This window comes from Armatimonadota bacterium, from assembly GCA_013359125.1.
GTDB lineage: Bacteria > Armatimonadota > Fimbriimonadia > Fimbriimonadales > GBS-DC > JABWCR01.
Genome location: JABWCR010000026.1, coordinates 20,737 through 37,055, shown reverse-complemented (window position 1 = coordinate 37,055; position 16,319 = coordinate 20,737). Strand labels below are relative to the sequence as shown.

Sequence of the window (16,319 nt, the reverse complement as noted above, 5' to 3'; positions counted from 1 at the left end):
CCGCTATCCCCAACGGGCGATTCAATGGGCGCCCGTTCTGCAAGATTGTACCTGGTGGAGGTTGACCCGCTATCCCCAACTAATCACGTATCGCAATTTGACCGATAACGATTGTACCTGGTGGAGGTTGACCCGCTATCCCCAACTGGGACCCGTGCCACGTCGAAGCGCCCGTGATTGTACCTGGTGGAGGTTGACCCGCTATCCCCAACGCAAAACGGACCATCCAGTCCGGGTCGTTCATTGTACCTGGTGGAGGTTGACCCGCTATCCCCAACAGACGTGCAAAGCGCTGACCAGGGGCTCTGATTGTACCTGGTGGAGGTTGACCCGCTATCCCCAACCCTGTGGCCGGAAGCGCACAAATGGGCGAATTGTACCTGGTGGAGGTTGACCCGCTATCCCCAACCCGGAAGCGCGCCGTTCGATTTCCTGAAACATTGTACCTGGTGGAGGTTGACCCGCTATCCCCAACATCGTTCCCGACAATTCCCACGCCTTGCAAATTGTACCTGGTGGAGGTTGACCCGCTATCCCCAACGACCAACTGGTCGAGGAGGAGACTAACGAGATTGTACCTGGTGGAGGTTGACCCGCTATCCCCAACAATATCTGGTCGATGCCGGTCATATTTCTCATTGTACCTGGTGGAGGTTGACCCGCTATCCCCAACATTGGTGGGCGGCGGGCTCGCGCTCGCGGGATTGTACCTGGTGGAGGTTGACCCGCTATCCCCAACCCGTGGGATGAAACGCACGGTTTCGCGATAATTGTACCTGGTGGAGGTTGACCCGCTATCCCCAACGGAGGTTCGAACGGGGCGCTGATGGAGTTTATTGTACCTGGTGGAGGTTGACCCGCTATCCCCAACCATCGAGCGGCGATCTCTGCCGCCAAATCCATTGTACCTGGTGGAGGTTGACCCGCTATCCCCAACACGACTGGGCGGACGCAAAAAAACGGTTCGATTGTACCTGGTGGAGGTTGACCCGCTATCCCCAACAATAACGCTGCAAGAGTTGCAAAGCAGTGGATTGTACCTGGTGGAGGTTGACCCGCTATCCCCAACTCGGGTAACGCTGAAGTAGAAGAGGGTATCGATTGTACCTGGTGGAGGTTGACCCGCTATCCCCAACGGCGCGGCCGAGGTCGAGGCCAAGCCGTCCATTGTACCTGGTGGAGGTTGACCCGCTATCCCCAACGAAACCGCATTGGGCCGTCGAGGCGCCTCATTGTACCTGGTGGAGGTTGACCCGCTATCCCCAACCAAGGCCGGCACGTCACTTCGATGATTGAGATTGTACCTGGTGGAGGTTGACCCGCTATCCCCAACACTTTGATGTCTGTTTATAATTCAAATATTATTGTACCTGGTGGAGGTTGACCCGCTATCCCCAACTGATCGACCAGACAGGAACCGCCGACCTCATTGTACCTGGTGGAGGTTGACCCGCTATCCCCAACCCGAGACCGACTACCCAACCTGTTGCCCGATTGTACCTGGTGGAGGTTGACCCGCTATCCCCAACCCGCGCTCGGTCGTCGTTCTGGTCGATGTTATTGTACCTGGTGGAGGTTGACCCGCTATCCCCAACGCCTCACGGCACAGCGCGCCGAGGCCGGCAATTGTACCTGGTGGAGGTTGACCCGCTATCCCCAACTTTCAATTGAGTGGTCGCGAGCCTCTCGAATTGTACCTGGTGGAGGTTGACCCGCTATCCCCAACAGAATGTCCTTTCTGCTCAGATTGCAGATAATTGTACCTGGTGGAGGTTGACCCGCTATCCCCAACAGCGGCGGCCGGGTAGCCCGCCGACCTTCCATTGTACCTGGTGGAGGTTGACCCGCTATCCCCAACTGCAATTCTTGCGGATATGTGCTATACTATATTGTACCTGGTGGAGGTTGACCCGCTATCCCCAACCCTAATCCGCGCCGCCTGGCAACGGCTTGAATTGTACCTGGTGGAGGTTGACCCGCTATCCCCAACGCGTGCGTGCGTGTGCGTATGCGTATGCGATTGTACCTGGTGGAGGTTGACCCGCTATCCCCAACGCCCGAAGTAGGCGAGAGCGAGGAAGACGGATTGTACCTGGTGGAGGTTGACCCGCTATCCCCAACGGTAGTAGTAGTACACCCTTTGAGCATCTTATTGTACCTGGTGGAGGTTGACCCGCTATCCCCAACGCGACGGCTTCGCGAGCGACGGCATTGAAGATTGTACCTGGTGGAGGTTGACCCGCTATCCCCAACAGACAAGTTCGGCTCGTTATTTGATGGCTGATTGTACCTGGTGGAGGTTGACCCGCTATCCCCAACCCTCGAGGCCGCATACACCCTGCGAGAAGATTGTACCTGGTGGAGGTTGACCCGCTATCCCCAACCAGGTCGTTGAGCGGACGAGCCAACCGCTTCGCGCCCGCCTCGTCCGCTCAACGACCTTCTGGACAAGACTTCTATTTTCTCTTTAAGACTTTACAACCGCTGCCTTCGCAAAAACGCTGGCAGCTCGCGGTCTTCCTTGGGAGGCGCTGCCGGAGAGGGCTCCTCGATCGCAACCTCGGCCGTACCTCGACGACGTGCCTCCGTCGCCACAAAGGGCTCGGGAGCCGCGACCTCCACAACCGGTTCGGGCAGAGGGGCGCCGGTGGGGAATCCGGTCGCCAGCACGGTAACCTGCACCATGTCGATCATGTTCTCGTCAAAAACGTGCCCCATGATGATGTTGGCGTCGTCCTGGTCGGCCAATTGATAGACGTAGTCCATGCACTCGCCGAGTTCGTGAACGGTCAGGTCTCGGCTGCTGGTTACATTGACCAAGATGCGCGTAGCGCCGCGGATGGAGCTGTCGAGCAGATGGCTGGATACGGCGGCTTCGGCGGCTTGGCGCGCTCGGTTTTCGCCCGTGCCCTTGCCAATGCCCATCAGCGCGGTGCCGGCCCTTTGGATGATCGCCCGCACGTCGGCAAAATCGACGTTGATGTTTCCCGCCACTTGGATGATGTCGGAGATGCTTTGGACGCCGCTGCGCAGAACGTCGTCGGCGGCTTTGAAGGCGTCGATCAGAGTGGTAGTTCGTTCCGAAATGTCCACCAATCGGTCGTTGTTGATCTGGATCATGGTGTCGACCTTTTCGCGCAGGTTGGCCGCGCCGTCGGCGGCGATTCGGGCGCGTCGGGGGCCTTCGAACTTGAACGGTTTGGTTACGACGGCTACTACCAGCGCTCCGCAGTCTTTTGCGATCTCGGCGATTACGGGCGCGGCGCCCGTGCCCGTGCCGCCGCCCATGCCGGCCGTAATAAAGACCAGATCGGCGCCGTCTAGATATTCCACGATTTCGCTTCGGCTTTCCTCTGCGGCGCTGCGTCCGGCGGTCGGGTCGCCGCCCACTCCCAGGCCGCGCGCGACGTTCTGGCCCAGTTGAATCTTGATGTCGGCGTCCGATACGTCCAGCACCTGCGCATCGGTGTTCATGGCGATAAAGTCGACCCCTTGCAGGCCGACCTCGATCATGCGATTGACCGCGTTGCCGCCGCCTCCGCCGACGCCTATGACCTTGATGATCGCGTGAGACTTTTTCTGTCCCAAGTTTAGTTCGGTTTGATGAATGCGATTTTTGCCCGCCATGTGCCAATCCTCCGTGTGTGGTTTAGTCTTCCTTCCATCCTTTGAATGCGCTTGCGGCTTTGCTCCACATCTTGGCCAAGGCGCCATCCCGCACCTCGACCACGGCTTCTTCCGGTCTCAATTTGCTTGCGCCGTACAGGGCCAGTCCGACCGCGGTCGATAGCCCCGGATGCCGGGCCCGGTCGCCGTATCCGTCCAACGCGACCGATGGTCCGCTAGCGCGGACGGGCAGGTCGTTCATAATCTTGCGGGCCAATTCGACCGTTCCTTTGAGCAACGATCCTCCGCCCGTTAGCACGATGCCTCCGGCGGGCGCCCCGTTGCGAACCGACTTTCGGATTTCGTCTCTGGCTAGTTCGAGAATCTCTTCCATTCGGGCTTGGATCACCTCGGTCAGCAGTTTCTTGGGAATTGATCGCTTGGCGTTGGAAGACATCTCTTCGTACGATGCGACTTCGTCCTCGCCGACCAGATCGATCAGCGCGCAGCCAGATTGCAGTTTCAGTCGCTCGGCCTCTTCTATAGAGGCGGTGCGGAACATCATGTAGATGTCTTTGGTTACGTGGTGCGCGCCAACCGGCACAACGCCCGTGCCAAAGATGGAGCCGTCGTGAAAGACAGCCACATCCGCCGTTCCGCCGCCAATGTCGATCAGCGCGACGCCTGCTTCTTTCTCTTCGGGCGTGAGCACGGCCATGCTGGCGGCCAGCGGTTCCAGTACCAGTTCGGCAGGCGCGATGCCGGCTCGCTCTGCACATCGGCGCGCATTGCGCAAGAACGCGCTGCCAGCGGTTACGATGTGGGCTTCGATCTCCAGGCGCGATGCAGCCATGTTGACCGGGTTGGCGACGCCTTTATGCCCATCCACGGTGTAATGCCGCGGGATGGCGTGGAGGATTTCTCGGTCGGGGGGCAGGACGACTTGCTTGGCCGTCTGCATGGCTCGATTCTTGTCGCCTTCGGTGATCTCTCGGGTTACGTTCGATATGGCGATGGCGCCTTTGCTGTTAGTCGAGAGGATGTGTTCGCCCGTTACGCCGACATAGGCCGAATCGATGGCGAAGCCCGCCATCGTCTCTGCGGCTTCTTTGGCGACTCGGACGGCTCGTACGGTTTCGTCGATGTCTTCCACCGTTCCGCGCCGTACGCCCTTGCAAGGCGCAATGCCGTGCCCGACGACTCGGAGCGAGCCGGAGGCCGTCAGTTCTATCGCCAGGCAACAAACTTTAGTCGATCCGATGTCTAGTCCGACCACATAGGCCATATCGCGTCTACCTTTGGCGCCGGTTGAGCGCCCATTGATTAAGATAAAACCTTCGAATCACCGACAAGTTGAGGAACATCCGACCGCCCAGCGTTACGACGGCGGCCAGCAACAGTTCCACTCCTAAAATGTCTCCCAGATAGGCCAGAAACATCGCCAACAGCGCGTTCACCAAGAAGCCGGTGAGAAAGACATCTAGTACGAACTTACCTTCGACGCTGGCCCGCCATCCTCCTATCGCCGCGTCCATTCCGCACAGCGCCGCCAGCGAAATATAGGGCGCCCATTGCGCCGGAATGGGCACATTGAGCACATATCCGATCGCTAATCCGACCAAGAGCCCAATGAGGCCGACGGCCCTCACTGAGCCGCCTCGTTCTTGGCGACCGCCTCGGTTACGGGCTTTGCGTACTTAAACTTGGTGCTGCCCGCGTAGCCCGGAATCGTCAATTGATTATGGCTGATGATCTTGACCATGTTGGGGTCGGCGTTCTCGATGTCGGATAGAACTCCGCCGGGAATTTTGAGCGCTCCGGTCAATGTTTGCGGATCTCCGATGGCCAAGATTCTGAACGGGGGCGCCATGCGAATGTCGTTGACGCAGATCACCGGCCCGCTGCATCGTATCCAGCCGTTTACGCCCAACCGCTGGCCGTTGACCGAGATCGCCTCGGCTCCTGCGGCACGAAGTTCGTTGACGACGCGGAGAATGTCAAAGTCGTGGATGGCGAACATGTTGAGCAAGGCCGGATCGCCCTCGTTTCGCTTCTCGGTCGATTTGTCGGTTAGAAGCACCTCGACGCCCGGGCCTGAAAGCGCGGAAAGCCCCGCCAGCACCTTGGCTTCTTGAAGGCTGTCGTTTAACAGCTGAGACTTTTGACTGCCCGTTGCAAGCGCGTTCTCCATCTCTGTGCTTTTGTCGCGCAAGAGGCGGATCTCCTCTTCCAGTTTCTCCAAGGTCTTGGCCTTCACCATGTATTCCCGAGCCAATTCGGGAAAGCGCGAACTGGGAAGGTCTTTGCGGACGTTCTGCTGCGCCTTCAGAGCACTGACCAATAGCACTCCAAGCAACAGCCACATCACAAAAAAGGACGGCGCGAACCCGTTGCCTCGCGCTCGATCCCAAAAGTTACTCATTTCTTTCGCTCCTGTCCTGCGATGCCATCTTCACCGTAATCTTGTCAGGGGCGCTCACGTTGACGTATTCCACAGCGCCGCCGGAAACCGGTCGTCCGTTGAGCGTTTTGAGAACAGCCTCCACTTTGGCCGAGAGTTTGTCCGGGAGACCGATCTCATATCGCGTTGTCAACCCAACATCTTGTGCCTTGGCTCTTATATTTAAGCACATGTTCCCCCCTTTTCGTATGGTGAGGCTGTAAGGAAAGGGGAAGTTCTCCTGGTCCAGCGCCCTTGCAAAGTCGAAGGCGAACCGGGTCGCTGCGCCTTGAATCGCCTGGCCTTCCTTGATGTTCGCCTTCGATTCGACGATCAGTTGGCGATGGCTTTGATCAAACATCGGCCGGGGATTCTTGCGGGCTTGAGGAGGGAGGAAGGCGACGCGGCTCTCATCGATGGAGAGGTATCTGCTACCGTTCTGTACAGACAGATAGGGCACGCGCGGTTCGATCGTCGTGGTCAGTCGACCGCTCCAGTGACCTCTCGCGCTTGCCGATTTGACCCACGGCAAAGCGGCTATCGATCGCTCCAACTCGCTTAGGTTAGCGTTCCATCCTATACCGGCTTCTAGATTGCCCGCAATCAGTCGTCGGATTTCTTGCTGAGCCTCCATTGGGCAGTTCTCTACGCTTGCGCGCATCGGCTGCAACGACGGCGCGGCCCATACGCTGATCGCCAAGACGCATCCCGCGATCGCCCAGAGCCAGCCGACCAAAGAATGACTGCGTCGACGCTTTCGAGTTCGAACCGACGGCTTGACTGCCCGCTTGGCCATCAGATTCGGCTCCATGCTTGAAGCGCGTATTCGACCTGCAATCGACAGAACTCTCCGAAAGAGATTCCGGCAGCCTCGGCGCAACGAGGCGCAAGCGAAGTCGGGGTCAAACCCGGAACAGTATTGATTTCAAGGATGACCGGTTCGTCGTCCCGGATGATCATGTCGACGCGACTCAGGCCGCGACAACCGATCGCTTTGTGGGCGACGAGCGCGGCCTCGCTCGCTCGTTCGGTCGCTTGTGTCGAGATGCGCGCTGGCACGATCTCCTCGGTTGCGCCCTGTTCGTACTTGGCTTGAAAATCATAAAAACCTTGTCGCGGCAGAATCTCGACCAGCGGCAGACAGACTGGATCGTCCAAGCCGAGGATAGTCGCGCTGATCTCGACGCCTTCGATCAACTCTTCGACTAATGCGGCCTCGTCCAGCGCCCATGCGCGTTCCAGCGCGGCATCGAGCCGATCGGGGTTTCGGACGATCGAGACGCCCAAGGTGGAACCGCCCGAGTTCGGCTTCACTGCGCAGGGCGGATCGATTTGCAGAGCGTCGCCCCGGTGAACCAGTTGACCTTGGGGGGTCGTCAATCCAGCTTGGCGAAGAATCGCCAAGGAGGCCGCCTTGTTCATAGCCAATGCCGAAGCCAGCGGATCGGAACCTGTGTAAGGGATGCCGAGCATGTCCAGCAAGCCCTGTATCGATCCGCCCTCGCCATACCGCCCGTGAAGGGCGACAAAAGCGGCATCGAAGCCGCCATCGGTCGCGAGTTGAGCGAGTTCGCCAGGCTTGGCGGGATCGATTGCCACCGTCTCAAATCCCTGTTCTTGGAGCGCATCCATCACCCGGCGCCCGGATATCAAACTGACTTCTCGCTCCTCCGAATCGCCGCCCATGAGGACGGCGATTCGGAGTTGGCTGTCTCGATGCTCCAAGCGACGGACCACTTGGGCCGGAACCTTGTCAATATCGCCCGCGCCCATCAGTACCAGAACATCGGATTCTCGGAGCTTCGGCGCGATGACTGGCGCGATCTTGCTGAGAACCGGCACATATCGGGCGTTGCTCTTGCCTAAGTCGTGCAGCCGCTCCACGATCACGGCGGCGCTGATGCCGGGAATGGGCGTTTCGCGAGCAGGATAGATATCGGTCAGGACGGCCCAATCGGCCAATGCGAGGGCGTCTGCAAACTCCTGAAGAAAGTCGCGAGTGCGGCTATAAAGATGCGGCTGGAATACGACGATCAGACGGCGATCTGGATAACTGGTTCGAACCGCCTCGATGCTCGCTCTAATCTCGGTCGGGTGATGGGCATAGTCGTCGATGACGGCAATGCCTTGGAGTTCGGCGACATGCTCCAGCCGACGGTGAGTTCCCGAGAAGGCCTCCAAGGCCTTCTTGCAATCGTCGATCGTCGCACCGCACTTGAGCGCTGCGCTGATCGCTCCAAGCGCATTGAGTTCGTTGTGCCTGCCGGGCACGGCCAGTCGGATGCTTTTTAAAGCGCCTTGGTCGAATCCGTAGGTCTCGTACGCCCTGCCCGATTCTTGTGCGACTCTTACAGCGGTTTCGTCGTCCGCGCAGACGATGGCCGTCCGGCTGGCGCTTTGGATAAAGGCGCGAAACTTCTTCTTCAGGGCGTCAAAGCTCTTGTGGTGATCCAGATGGTCGGCTTCGATGTTCGTAACCAGAGCAATCTCGGGCGTCAGGTCTAAGAATGCGCCGTAGGCTTCGCACGCTTCGGCCACAGCCCATTCGCCCTGACCGATTCTCCAACCGCCTCTCCACTGAGGCCCCTTTCTCAACGGCTCGCCGCCCAGCGCAACGACGGGATCCAATCCGGCTTGTTCCAAGATCGCGGCGATCATGGCGGTGGCAGTCGTCTTGCCATGCGCGCCTGCGACCGCAATCAAACGCTTATCCCTTAAGAGCCAAGCCAGCATCTGGGATCGCCGCCATACAGGCACGTCGCGCTCAAGCGCCCATTGAATCTCAGGATGGTCGGGCCAAATCGCATCGGAGGCGACGATCCAGGTGGCCTGTGCGACCAGGCCGGACCAATCGCCGATCCCGATCTGAGCGCCCGCCTGTCGCAGCGCTTGGATAGTCGGCGATTCGGTTCGATCTGAACCGGAGATTTGCGCTCCCTGTTCCATGAGCGCGAACGCCATGCCCGACATGCCGGCGCCGCCGATACCGATCAGATGAAAGCGATCGTCGATGGACGGCTGTCCTGTAACGCTGATCGGAATTCCTGTCGGCGATAGCGCCGCGGCGCTCATGCTCTTATCCCTCGGTTATCAGTTCTACAATTCGGCTCGCCGCGTCTGGCCGGCTCCATTCCTTTGCCCGCCGACCGGCTTCTAATCGCGCGTTGGCATCGTCGCGCCATTGGTTGACGACTTGCGAGAGCGCCTCGGGCGATAGATCGGACTGCAACATGGTTATCGCCGCTCCGCGGCTCGAAAGCGCTTCCGAATTATACCGTTGATGATCGCGAGCGGCCGCAGGAAAGGGCACATGAATTGCCGGTAGTCCGTTCGCCGCCAGTTCGCTAACTGTGCTCGATCCCGACCTCGAAACGGCCATGTCTGCGGCGCGGTAGGCTAGGCCCATCCGCTCTCCTTGCAGATAGGGAACGGGATGGTAATTGCCGTTCAAGCCCAATCGGTCCGCTGTCTGGCGGTTCGACTCAAAGTTGGCCGGACCGGTAACGTGCAGCCATTGAATGCCATCGGTCGCTATTCGCTGTATCGCATTGAGCGCCGCATCGTTAAGGGCAACGGCACCCTGGCTGCCGCCCACTATCAGCACAGTAAATCGATCCGGTTTGAGGCCCAGTTCGCATCGCGCGGCGGATTGGTCGATGTTGAGAAGGGCTTCTTGGCGGATGGGAAGACCGGTGCGCGAGGCCTTGACTCCAAACACCGGCAACGCTTCGTCAAAGGCGCAGAAGACTGCTTTGCTCTTGGCAGCGAGGCGCTTGTTGGCTTGGCCCGGCATCGCATCCGGTTCGATTAGATAGGATCGACCGCCAAGCCCCTGTTGAGCCGACAGCGCAGGCGCCGAGACATAGCCCCCCGTGCCAATGACGATGTCGGCTCGGAACTTCGCGATCGCTTCTTCTGCTTGGGCTCTCAATCGTCGGAGCGCAAAGAAGGCTCTCACGGGATTTCGCGTCCAGTATTTGATGCCCGACATATCGAGCAAGGTCGAGTCGCACGGCATCTGGGTCCGCCCCTCCAGACCCGCTTGGCTTCCGATATAGGCGACTGTATGTCCCTTCTTCTCAAGCTCGGCCAACAGGCACAGCGCCGGATAGAGATGGCCGCCCGTCCCGCCGCCAGTTACCACGACGTTCATCGGTCGTTCTCTGGCAGCGTCCGATTGGCACTGCGATGAGCAAACCCCATGAGGGCGATTATCAGCACAAGATTGGTGCCGCCCATACTGATGAATGGCAGCGGAATGCCGACGGTGGGCAACAGGCGAGTAACCATCGCAACGTTGAGCAAAGTTTGGTAGCCGATCCATGCCGCAGCGCCGTAGATGGCTAGTCGGGCAAACTCGCGATCGGCCTTGCTCGCAATATGCCGCAGCCGCCACCAGAGCGCGCCTAACAGACTTAGAACAACCAGGCCGCCGAACAGCCCCGTCTCTTCGGCGATCGTCGCAAAGACAAAGTCGGTCGAGGTTTCGGAGTAGTTGCGCTTCTCTTGCCCACTGCCTACCCCCTTGCCGAACAGCCCCCCAGAGACAATGGCGTCCACTGCGCGATTTGGCTGGTAGTTGACGCCTTGAACAGAGTAGGCGGGGTTGAGCCAAGCCCTGATTCGATCTTTCCTAAACTCGTCGCCAGTATGGAAGTAGACCCCCAACAGAACCACGAATACAGCGACCGCTGCAGCGAAGTAGGTCATTCGGATGCCGCCCACCCACGCTACTGTCGCCGCCAAAAGCAGGATGACGAACGCCGTGCCAAAGTCGCGCTGAAAGATCGCTACGGCCGCAAGACCGACGAGCCATATCCCGCTATAGAGGTAATGCTTGGTGGCGAGCCGCTTGTGCGCGAAGGCTTCTAAGGCGACGGCAAAGAGCACGATAGTCGCGAACTTTAGAATCTCTGACGGTTGGAATTGGAAGGGCAAAAACGGAAGCTGCACCCACCTGGCGGCTTCGTTTCTTTCTATGACAAAGAGCCCGAACGCCGGGAGAAGATTGAGCGCCACCGTAACGATCAAGAATCCGCTGGCGAGTTTGCGCCAGGAGTTGAAAGGAGTTCGGGCTATCACTGCCATCGCAACGATGCCAATGAGAGCGAACATCAAGTGATTGATCGCCGGCTTATAGGTTGCCAACGCACCCTTTGGCTGAATCTTGATGAGCGCGTCCGTATGTCCGGACTGAATAGCGACCGCGCCGATCAGCGTCAAAGCAATGATCAGAATCAGTAGCCAGGGATCGAAAGCGAACGGGCGCTTCAACTCCTCTGCTCCTTCAGGCCTTGGACTAGCGATTTGAAGCGGTCGCCCCGCTCTTCGAAGTTCGTGAACTCTCCAAAACTGGCGCATCCTGGCGCGAGAACGACGGTATCGCCCCGAACTGAAGCGGCAACGGCCTGTTCGAATGCTTGCGCGATGTTATCGCAAACTTTGCCTTTGCCGCCGTTTTGCGCCATCGAATTGAAGATTTCTTGAGCAGATTGGCCGATGAGAAGCGAAAGCTGGGCTCGTTGGGCCAATATCCGGCCTATGGCGTCGGTTTCGTCGTTCTTCTCCTTTCCTCCGGCAATGGCGATCAGTGGACCAGAAAGCGCCGACAGCGAGGCCTCGAGCGCCGCGGCGTTCGTGCACATCGAGTTGTTGACGAAACGGACGCCATCAATCTCGCCCAGATCCTCCATGCGATGCGGCAATCCTGGATAAGAGACCAGAGATTCCTCGATAGCTTGTTTAGCAGCCCCGAAAAAACTCGCGGCCACCGCTGCTTGCATGGCATTCAGGAGGTTGTGAGAGCCCGCCAGCGACCACTCGTTTCGATGCTCAAAGTCTATATTTTTACCGATAAATTTATACACATCTTTCGGCGTCAGACAAGTTTGAGCTTTCGGCTCTGGCAGTTTTTCGCGGTCCGATTCGCTCAAGATCGCCAGGTCGCCTTCGCGCTGATTTTCGAACACTCTCGCCTTGGCGGCTGCGTATTCTTCAAAGGTGGCGTGTCTATCCAAGTGCTCTCGGCCGATGTTGGTGACGATGGAGACCTTTGGCCTAAAGTCGATGATGCTTTCAAGTTGAAACGAGCTGACCTCGGCGACGAGAATCGAGTCGCTTGGCACTTGGATAGCGGCCAAAGGCAACGGCCGATCAGAATCCGTTCCTGCTAAGTTGCCGCATGGGATGGCATCAAGCCCGCCCGCTTTGAGCATATGCGCCGTTAGGGCGGTAACCGTGGACTTGCCGTTCGAACCGGTAACCGCGATAATCGGCGACTGGGCCAGCCGATAGCCCAACTCAATCTCGCCAAAGAGTTCGATACCCTTTTGGCGCGCCCAGCCATAGATCGGATGATCGCGCCGAAAACCCGGACTGACGATCGCCGCTTCAAATTTTTCTGAATCAGGCGGAATGCCAGAGTTCCATCGGACATCCGGCCAATCGACCGGACGCGGGTCGCTCTCGTCAAACACGATGGCTGTTCCGCCAACCGATTCAATCGCCTGGGCAGAAGCAAGCCCCGCACGCCCAGCGCCCATCACCGCATACCGTCCCCGGATCATGCTCGCTCCATGCCTATCGCTGCCAACGCCGCAACCAGGCCAACAAGCCAGAAGCGCACCACGATCTTCGGCTCAGCCCACTTGAGGGCTTCGAAATGGTGGTGAATGGGCGTTGCGAGAAAAATCTTGCGCTTAAACGCCTTGACGCTTGTCAATTGAACGACAACGCTTATGATTTCGATGAAAAACACCATTCCGATAAGGAAGCCGTTCGACCAGAGGCGGAGAGGTTCCGGGTTCTCCAAGTAGACCGAGAGCGACAACAGGGCGAATGCGGCGCCCAATGCCATTGACCCCGTGTCGCCCATAAACACCTGCGCGGGATGGCAGTTCCACACCAAATATCCCAAACTCGCGCCTGCCCAGATGACCGCTGTAATCTGAACGCCGGGATCGGTCGAGGTCGCTGCGAGCGCTCCAAATGCTATGGCTGACAATCCCGCGGCCAGCCCGTCCAGCCCGTCCGTCAGGTTGAACGCGTTTACCCACATAACGATCCAGAAAGCGCCGGCAGCAACAGCCATCGGCCCAATCAGCGCATTGAGCGGATAGGCGGCGAACCCCGCGATTGCAAACTGAAGCAGAAGTTTTAGCTTCCACCTTAAGCCCCGTTGCGCGGTCCATCTTCGAACCAAGTAGTCGTCCACAAAGCCAAGAAGAGCGAAGGCAAACGCGACGCCCAACACATAGGCGCCGGCGCCCAGCGTTCCGGTCGTCGGCCAGAACCCAAGCAGTTGCAACCCAATTACCGCTAGCGCGACTGCAACTAAGATGATCCATCCGCCCATAGTAGGCGTTCCGGCTTTCGATCGATGACTTTCGGGCGCAAACTCGTAAATCGTCTGTTTGGCGTCCAGTCGGCGCAAAAGAGCGATGATCGGCTTGCCCAAGACCCAAGCCGCGCCCAATGCGCCCAACGCCGAAAAGTATAAGTTCATTCGTTTAAATCACTACTTTCAGAGTCGCTTCAAGCCCGATAGCTCGCGAGCCCTTGATCAGCGCTACATCGCCCTCTGCCAGGTTTTCATTCAGCCATCGGGCTGCGCTCTCTGCATCGGCAACTTTCTCAACGCGCCAACTTTCCATTCCTGCAGCGACCGCTGCGTCGGCGATAAGGTCCTCCCCGACCGAAACCAGCAGATCGATGTCTGCGCTGAAAACGTCCCGGCCTAACTGCTCGTGCATCTCAAGCGAGTATTCTCCCAATTCTCGCATTCCGCCCAGAACGGCGATCTTGCGCGTTGCCTCCGTCAGACTCAGTTCGGTCAAGGCCTGGCGCATGGAATCGGGGCTCGCGTTGTAGCAGTCAGCGATGATCGTTGCGCCGTGCCGGGAGGTCAAAACTTGCCACCTCAAGTCCGGCAAAGTTGCTCGCCCAATAGCGTCAACGTCGATTGAACGGCCCAATCCGCACGCAACCGCGAGCGCGCACGCGGCGTTCATCGCCTGTGCCATTCCTGGCGCTGGCAAATGAACTTCGTGCTCTTCTCCGCCAACCCGGATTCTGGCGCTCTGCCGATCATCAGACAGCGCTTCCACATGAGAATCCGCGTCTGGCGAGCTACCGAACGAAACCCAGCGGCACGGAACCCTCGATCTCAAAAACGCAAAATAGTCGTCGTCTCTGGGCAGCACGGCCAAACCGTTGGCAGGCAGAGCCTCCAAAAGCTCTGCCTTGGCCGCGGCGATCTCGTCCTTCGAACCCAGTTCCTCTACATGCGACCAGCCGATGTTCGTAATCGCGCCTACTATTGGCTTTGCGATTCTGCACAGTTCGGCGATCTGTCCTCGGCCCCTCATTGCCATTTCCTGAACCAAGATCTTCTCGTCGCCCGACAGCCGACAGAGCGTTACGGGCACGCCGATCTCGGTGTTCAAATTGCCTTCGTTCTTCGCGGCACCAAGCGCTGCCGCAATCATCTCTTTGACGCTCGTCTTGCCCGCGCTGCCGGTAACGCCGATCACGGCAATGTCCAGCCGGTCGCGCTGCCAAGCGCCGAGCCGACCCAATGCCGCCACCGTGTCATCGACCACAATGCACGGCACGTCGCCGATCGGACGCAGGGTAACCGCGCCGACGGCCCCAGACCGGTAAGCGACTTCTACAAACTGATGTCCATCGACGCGAGCGCCTGGAATCGCAAAAAAGAGATCGCCCGGTCGCACGTCTCGGTCGTCGGTCGCCGCGCCGATAATCGGCGCGCCCGCCCCATACGATTGACCGCCCATTGCCTCTGCCGCCTGCTCCCAAGAGACCGATTTCATAACCGTGCGCTCCGTGCAAAGCAGTCGGACACAACCGCTTTGTCGTCGAATGGGAGCTTCTCCGTACCTATAATCTGATAGGTCTCATGCCCTTTGCCTGCCAAGAGAATCACATCCTTCGTCCCGGCCATCTCTACTGCCAATTCTATCGCTCGCCTTCTATCCGCCTCGACCAACCGCCGTTCCTTCAACTCAGACGATATCCCCCTGTCAATGTCGTCCAGAATCTTGCGAGGGTCCTCGGTGCGCGGATTGTCCGAAGTAACGATTGCCCGGTCGGCCAGCCGTGCCGCTATCTCGCCCATAATCGGTCGTTTGGTCGCATCTCGATCGCCCCCGCAACCAAATACGACGATCAACCGACCATCCGTCAACCTTCTTGCAGCCATCAGCGCCCTTTCGAGAGCGTCCGGCGTGTGCGCGTAATCGACGATGGCCGTTGTCCCATCGGCAGACCGAACGACCTCGAACCGACCCGGAGCGGCAGGGGCCGTTCGCAAGCCTTCTACAATCGCATCTCGTTCGATCCCAACACCGATGGAAATAGCAACCGCGACTAAGGCGTTCTGAACATGAAACGGCGCTGTCAACCTCATTTCAACAGGGAGTCGTTCGGTGCCATGCGCAACGACGAAGCGAATGCCTTGCGTCGTCGCTTCGATCTCCTCAGCCCGGATATCTCCCGACAGCCCGCACGTTATCAGCCTGCCTCGCGCCCGCGCGGCCATCCAACGCCCCCATTCGTCGTCCACACAGATCGCGCTGACGAACGAGTCGCCTGCCAAATCAGTAAAGAGCGCAAGTTTGCTCTCGGCATAAGATTCCATCGTCCCGTGGTAATCCAGATGGTCCTGGGTTAGATTCAGGAAGCCCGCTGCATCGAACCGGATGCCGTGCGCGCGCTTTTGGTCGAGCGCGTGAGACGAGACTTCCATCGCCAGCGCGTTGGCGCCGTCCGCTTTCGCTTTGGCAATCAAGCGAAGAATGTCGTTCGCTTCTGGAGTCGTCAGGCCGGTTTCAATCTCCTGTTGGTCGAATCGAAAGCCCAGGGTGCCCATGACAGCCGGGCGATACCCCGCCGCGCTCAAGATCGATTCCAGAATGTAGGCGGTAGAGGTCTTTCCGTTGGTGCCCGTGATGCCGATACAGAGCATGTCCGCCGTGGGATCGCTATAGAATCGTTGTGCCGCGCGCCAAAGCAGATCCCTCGGATCGGTGCAGATCGCAGTCGGAACCTGTCGCGCAACCGAACTGACGACGGCAGCCGCGCCGCGCGCGATAGCATCGGCAACGAACTCTTCCCCATTGTGCTGACTGCCCTTTAGCGCAAAGAACAGGTCGCCCGGCAGCGCGCGCCTGGAATCGATGGCGATGCCCAGAATCTCCGCATCGCCGCCGACCAGGGTTGCATCCATGCCGGCGATCAGTTCGGAAAGCTTCAT

At 58.8% G+C, this 16,319-nt stretch carries 12 protein-coding genes and 1 CRISPR repeat array; all 12 genes read right to left on the bottom strand.

Annotated features, from left to right (window positions below):
• Positions 1-44 precede the first annotated feature (44 nt).
• A CRISPR array of direct repeats spans positions 45-2,384; the repeat unit is 36 nt; unit sequence ATTGTACCTGGTGGAGGTTGACCCGCTATCCCCAAC.
• 91 nt (positions 2,385-2,475) lie between these two features.
• The 12 genes from ftsZ to HUU60_11195 are packed head-to-tail and all read right to left on the bottom strand — an operon-like array spanning position 2,476 to position 16,319.
• Positions 2,476-3,627 (bottom strand): cell division protein FtsZ, encoded by a 1,152-nt coding sequence (gene ftsZ / locus HUU60_11250; protein ID NUL83281.1) that lies wholly within the window; start codon positions 3,625-3,627, stop codon positions 2,476-2,478.
• Positions 3,628-3,649: 22 nt separating this feature from the next.
• A complete protein-coding gene (ftsA, locus tag HUU60_11245) occupies positions 3,650-4,891 on the bottom strand; it encodes a cell division protein FtsA (GenBank protein ID NUL83280.1) in 1,242 nt (413 codons plus the stop codon).
• Between the two features lie 7 nt (positions 4,892-4,898).
• Positions 4,899-5,255: a small basic family protein gene (locus HUU60_11240; protein ID NUL83279.1), complete on the bottom strand. Its 357-nt coding sequence runs from the start codon at positions 5,253-5,255 to the stop codon at positions 4,899-4,901.
• Positions 5,252-6,028 (bottom strand): DUF881 domain-containing protein, encoded by a 777-nt coding sequence (locus HUU60_11235; GenBank protein NUL83278.1) that lies wholly within the window; start codon positions 6,026-6,028, stop codon positions 5,252-5,254. Before HUU60_11235 ends, HUU60_11240 begins: the two co-directional genes overlap by 4 nt.
• Positions 6,021-6,857 carry an FtsQ-type POTRA domain-containing protein gene (locus HUU60_11230; protein NUL83277.1) on the bottom strand — a complete coding sequence of 279 codons (837 nt, stop codon included), beginning with the start codon at positions 6,855-6,857 and terminating at the stop codon, positions 6,021-6,023. Before HUU60_11230 ends, HUU60_11235 begins: the two co-directional genes overlap by 8 nt.
• Positions 6,842-9,118: a D-alanine--D-alanine ligase gene (locus HUU60_11225; GenBank protein ID NUL83276.1), complete on the bottom strand. Its 2,277-nt coding sequence runs from the start codon at positions 9,116-9,118 to the stop codon at positions 6,842-6,844. The genes HUU60_11230 and HUU60_11225 overlap by 16 nt, the downstream gene beginning before the upstream one ends.
• Before the next feature lie 4 nt (positions 9,119-9,122).
• Positions 9,123-10,199 (bottom strand): UDP-N-acetylglucosamine--N-acetylmuramyl-(pentapeptide) pyrophosphoryl-undecaprenol N-acetylglucosamine transferase, encoded by a 1,077-nt coding sequence (locus HUU60_11220; protein ID NUL83275.1) that lies wholly within the window; start codon positions 10,197-10,199, stop codon positions 9,123-9,125.
• Positions 10,196-11,320 (bottom strand): FtsW/RodA/SpoVE family cell cycle protein, encoded by a 1,125-nt coding sequence (locus HUU60_11215; GenBank protein NUL83274.1) that lies wholly within the window; start codon positions 11,318-11,320, stop codon positions 10,196-10,198. The genes HUU60_11220 and HUU60_11215 overlap by 4 nt, the downstream gene beginning before the upstream one ends.
• On the bottom strand, positions 11,317-12,612 hold the full coding sequence (gene murD, locus HUU60_11210; protein ID NUL83273.1) for a UDP-N-acetylmuramoyl-L-alanine--D-glutamate ligase: 1,296 nt from the start codon (positions 12,610-12,612) through the stop codon (positions 11,317-11,319). The genes HUU60_11215 and murD overlap by 4 nt, the downstream gene beginning before the upstream one ends.
• Positions 12,609-13,550 (bottom strand): phospho-N-acetylmuramoyl-pentapeptide-transferase, encoded by a 942-nt coding sequence (locus tag HUU60_11205; protein NUL83272.1) that lies wholly within the window; start codon positions 13,548-13,550, stop codon positions 12,609-12,611. The genes murD and HUU60_11205 overlap by 4 nt, the downstream gene beginning before the upstream one ends.
• Positions 13,551-13,554: 4 nt before the next feature.
• The gene (murF, locus tag HUU60_11200; GenBank protein ID NUL83271.1) at positions 13,555-14,877 is read right to left on the bottom strand and encodes a UDP-N-acetylmuramoyl-tripeptide--D-alanyl-D-alanine ligase; all 1,323 of its coding nucleotides are present in this window, start codon (positions 14,875-14,877) and stop codon (positions 13,555-13,557) included.
• Complete coding sequence (locus tag HUU60_11195) at positions 14,874-16,319, bottom strand: UDP-N-acetylmuramoyl-L-alanyl-D-glutamate--2,6-diaminopimelate ligase (GenBank protein ID NUL83270.1); 1,446 nt, start codon at positions 16,317-16,319, stop codon at positions 14,874-14,876. The genes murF and HUU60_11195 overlap by 4 nt, the downstream gene beginning before the upstream one ends.